The sequence below is a fragment of the Sandarakinorhabdus rubra genome (genome assembly GCF_010994245.1).
Taxonomy (GTDB): domain Bacteria; phylum Pseudomonadota; class Alphaproteobacteria; order Sphingomonadales; family Sphingomonadaceae; genus Sandarakinorhabdus; species Sandarakinorhabdus rubra.
The window spans coordinates 1-3,714 of sequence record NZ_WMHO01000239.1 but is presented as its reverse complement, the minus strand read 5'-3'; the positions used below and the strand labels follow the sequence as shown (position 1 = coordinate 3,714).

The 3,714-nt window shown below is 68.9% G+C and carries 4 protein-coding genes and 1 pseudogene; 1 reads left to right on the top strand and 4 read right to left on the bottom strand.

What is annotated here, in order from left to right; all coding sequences use genetic code 11:
* The 4 genes from GJV64_RS12520 to GJV64_RS12505 form a co-directional block, all read right to left on the bottom strand.
* On the bottom strand, positions 1 to 421 hold a 421-nt coding region (locus GJV64_RS12520; RefSeq protein WP_164157596.1), incomplete at its 3' end, for an ABC-type transport auxiliary lipoprotein family protein.
* On the bottom strand, positions 418 to 1,377 hold the full coding sequence (locus GJV64_RS12515; protein ID WP_164157594.1) for an MlaD family protein: 960 nt from the start codon (positions 1,375 to 1,377) through the stop codon (positions 418 to 420). The genes GJV64_RS12515 and GJV64_RS12520, both read right to left, overlap by 4 nt.
* Positions 1,377 to 2,186 (bottom strand): ABC transporter ATP-binding protein, encoded by an 810-nt coding sequence (locus GJV64_RS12510; RefSeq protein ID WP_164157593.1) that lies wholly within the window; start codon positions 2,184 to 2,186, stop codon positions 1,377 to 1,379. The genes GJV64_RS12515 and GJV64_RS12510 overlap by 1 nt, the downstream gene beginning before the upstream one ends.
* Complete coding sequence (locus GJV64_RS12505) at positions 2,186 to 3,307, bottom strand: ABC transporter permease (protein WP_164157591.1); 1,122 nt, start codon at positions 3,305 to 3,307, stop codon at positions 2,186 to 2,188. The genes GJV64_RS12510 and GJV64_RS12505 overlap by 1 nt, the downstream gene beginning before the upstream one ends.
* Positions 3,308 to 3,336: 29 nt before the next feature.
* On the opposite strand from GJV64_RS12505, the pseudogene GJV64_RS12500 reads away from it, so the two are divergent.
* A pseudogene (locus GJV64_RS12500) lies at positions 3,337 to 3,714 on the top strand (HAD-IB family hydrolase); the annotation flags it as partial.

Below are 3,714 nucleotides of genomic sequence, written 5' to 3'. Positions count from 1 at the left end.
GCGCTGCGCGTACATCCAGCCCGAACTCCCGCAAGTGACCGGTCAGGGCCCGGGCCGGTGCCACCCCGCCGCCGCGCGTGTCGAGCACCGGCACCCCGGCGCCGGCCAGCGTATCGGCCAGCAGGCGCTGGAACTGGCGATTGGGCTGTTCGGACCAGCTGGCGCCGGCCAGATACTGAACAGTGGCGTTGGTCACCTGCACCGGCAGGCGAAGTGTCTGCAGCTCGGCCGGCACATCGGGCACGGCGATGCCCAGCGTGTCGGCCAGCGCTGCCGGGCCAGCATAGTCGGGCGGGGGCGCCGTGCTGCGCACCACCAGAAGTGATTCCGGCGCCGGGGCGTTGCCTCCCAGCTGCACGAGGGGGCCGCAGCCGGCGAGGAACAGGGCGAGGCTGGCGGTGATGGCGGGTCGCAGGCTCACTTCGGCGCTCCCTGTTGTGGCTGGTACTCTGGCAGGCGGCGGCCGCCGATGAAGGCGCCGGCCGGGTCTTCATCCAGCTTGGCAGCGATGGCGCCCAGCCGCGCCGTGGTTTCCCTGAGCTCGCGAATCAGCTGCGTCGTCTCGGGGATGGTCTGGCTGGAGAGTTGCTCCACGCCCGGCTGGGCGGCAGCGGTGATCGCCTCCACCCGGGCCAGCGTCGCCTCGGCCTTCGTGGTCGCACGCCTGAGGTCGGCCGCCAGCGGCCGCAACTCGCCGTCCACCAGCGCCTGGCCGGACCCGGCCAGCGCCTCGAAGCGATTGAGGGTGGCAGTGGCGGCGGTGACCGTGGTGCGCGTCTCGGCAATGGCGGCGGCGAGGTCGGGCGCGCTCTTGGCCAGCGCGCCGGTGGCGACTTCGGTGTTCTTCAGGATGCCGCCCAGCGCGGCGCGATTCTCGTCATTGAGCACATCGTTCAGCCGGTCGGTGAGGATGGCGACCTTCTTGAACACCTCGGGCGCGGTCGCCAGAAGATCGCCCAGCCCGCCGGTGCGGGTCGGGATCAGCGGTGCGCCATAGGGCGAAGGCCCGGTGATCGGCTTCTGTCCCGACATCGCGCCGGTGAGCTGGACCTGGGAGACGCCGGTGAAGCCAACGCCTTCCACCGCCGCGGTGGTGCCCTCCAGGATCGGCACCTCCTCCTCGATGGTGACACGCACGCGCACGAACTCCGGCTTGTCGGGCAGGATCTGGATCTGGCGGATCTTGCCGACCACCACGCCGTTGAAGGCCACCGGCGAGCCCAGCGCCAGGCCAGTGATCGACTGCCGGAACAGGATGTCATAATCGCGGCGTTCCCCGCCCGAGAAGCGCGCCAGCCACAGGGCCATCAGGAAGATGCCGATCACCATGGCCAGCGCCACGCTGCCGACGATCACATAGTTGCTGCGATTTTCCATCAGGCCGCTTCCCCCCTGGGAAGTGTGGTGGCGGCCCGCCCGCGCGGCCCGCCGAAATATTCCTGAACCCACGGGTGGTCGAAGGCGCGCAACTGGTCAACCGTGCCGCAGGCCAGAACCTTGCCGTCACCCAGCACCGCCACCCGGTCACAGATGGCGATCAGCGTATCCAGATCATGGGTGATGAGGAACAGGGTCAAACCCAGCGTGTCCTTCAACAGCCGGATCAGATTGTCGAAGCCGGCGGCGGAAATCGGGTCGAGGCCCGATGTCGGCTCGTCGAGAAACAGGAGCGGCGGGTCCAACGCCAGCGCCCGCGCGAGGCCGGCGCGCTTCTTCATGCCGCCCGACAGCTCGGACGGATACTTGGCGGCGGCATCGACCGGCAGGCCCACCTGGCGCAGGCGCGTGCAGGCCAGTTCGGCCATCACCGGTTCCGGCAGCGACAGGAACTCGCGCATCGGCACCTCGATATTCTCGGCAACCGTGAGGCCGGAGAACAGGGCGCCCTCCTGGAACAGCACACCCCACTGGCGTCGCAGGTTGCGGCGGGCGACCGGATCGGGATCAAGCGCATTGGCGCCGAAGATCTCGATGCGTCCGGCACGCGCCGGGTTGAGGCCGATGATGGTGCGCATCAGCACCGACTTGCCACTGCCCGACCCACCAACCAGGCCCAGCACCTCGCCGCGCGCCACGTCGAGATCGAGATGGTCGTGCAGGGTGCGGTCCCCGAAGCCGGTGACCAAGCCACGCACCCGCACGGCCACATCGGCATCATCGGGCAGAACGGGGGACAGCGGCTCCATCAATTGTAGCCCAGGAAGCTGAAGAAGAAGGCGAAGAAGGCATCGAACACGATCACCAGGAAGATCGATTCCACCACCGCCTGCGTGGTGCGACTGCCCACCGATTCGGCGTTGCTGCTGGCCTGGAAGCCGTGGAAGCAGCCCATCAGCGCAATGATGAAACCGAACACCGGCGCCTTGATCAGCCCGATGGCAAAATCCGATTGCAGGATCACCTCCTGCAGGCGGGTGATATAGGCGGCCGGCGGCATCGACAGGTCGCTCCACACGTAAAACCCGCCGGCGATCAGCGCCCACAGCCCACCATAGAAGGCCAGGCCCACCAGCATCAGCGAGCAGGCGATGACCCGCGGGATCACCAGCACCTCGATCGGGTCGAGCCCGATGGTGCGCAAGGCGTCGATCTCCTGGTTCAGCTTCATCGATCCGATCTGTGCCGCGAACGCCGATCCCGAGCGCCCGGCCACCATGATGGCGGTCAGCAATATGCCCAGCTCGCGCGTGGTGGCGCGGCCGATCAGGTTGACGGTGAACACCTCGGCCCCGAACTGCCTGAGCTGCACCGCGCCCTGCTGGGCAATCACCAGGCCGACGAGGAACAGCAGCAGGGCGATGATGCCCAACGCATTGACCGCAATCACCTCGCACTGGTGCACCACGGCATGCCAGCGCAGCGGTCGTCGGCCGATCAGCGTTGCGCCCAGCACCACCAGGGTCTGGCCGAGGAAGGCGAGGAAGAGACCGATGTTGTGCGCCTGCCCGTAGACAGCACGGCCAATCCGCTCCAACTGGACGATGATCGGATTGCCCAGATCGGGGCGCACTGGCGCAGCCGGCGGCGGCGCGCCGAGCGCTGCCAGGAGCCGGGCAACATCGGGCGCTGCGCCGTCGATTTGGGCGGTGTAACCGGCAGCCTGCCATTCGCGCACCATCCGGTTGACCGCCCAGGCACCGGCCGTGTCGATGGCCGTGACGCCCCCCATGTCCACTACCAGCGGCGCCGCCGGCTGCCGTGCGAGCGCGTTGGCCAGATCGGTGACGTCATCGATCGTCAGCCGGCCGGCCAGCGCCACCCGCGCTTCGCCCGCGCCCTCGTCGTTCCAGCTGACGCTGCTGCCCATGCTCGGCAAACTGGGCTATGGCGGGGCAAATGCCAAGTGCCACAATCATCCAAGCCCGCGCCGAGATTGCGGTTTATGACCTGGACCGCACCCTCACCGACACCGGCAGCTGGGCGCATTTCATCCGCTTCTGGCTGGCCAGCGAGGCGCCGTGGCGGGTGATCTTCCTGCCGCTGGTGGCGCTGGGCGGCGTCGGATACGGCCTGCGCCTCGTCTCGCGCGGCGGCCTCAAGAGCTGGGCGCACCGCTGGCTGATCGGGCCGCGGGTGACGGAACGCCGGCTAGCAGCCGTGGTCACCCGCTTTGCCGATGCGTTCGTGGCAACCCATGCGCTGGCCGCCGCGCGGGCCGCGCTGGCCGCCGATGCGGCGGCGGGTCGGCGGCTGGTGATCTCCTCGGCCAGCCAC

What these genes read in the sequence shown, in the direction of transcription:
- GJV64_RS12505 (WP_164157591.1), bottom strand. Translation starts at nt 3,307, where the DNA reads ATGGGCAGCAGCGTCAGCTGGAACGACGAGGGCGCGGGCGAAGCGCGG.
- GJV64_RS12510 (WP_164157593.1), bottom strand. Translation starts at nt 2,186, where the DNA reads ATGGAGCCGCTGTCCCCCGTTCTGCCCGATGATGCCGATGTGGCCGTG.
- GJV64_RS12515 (WP_164157594.1), bottom strand. Translation starts at nt 1,377, where the DNA reads ATGGAAAATCGCAGCAACTATGTGATCGTCGGCAGCGTGGCGCTGGCC.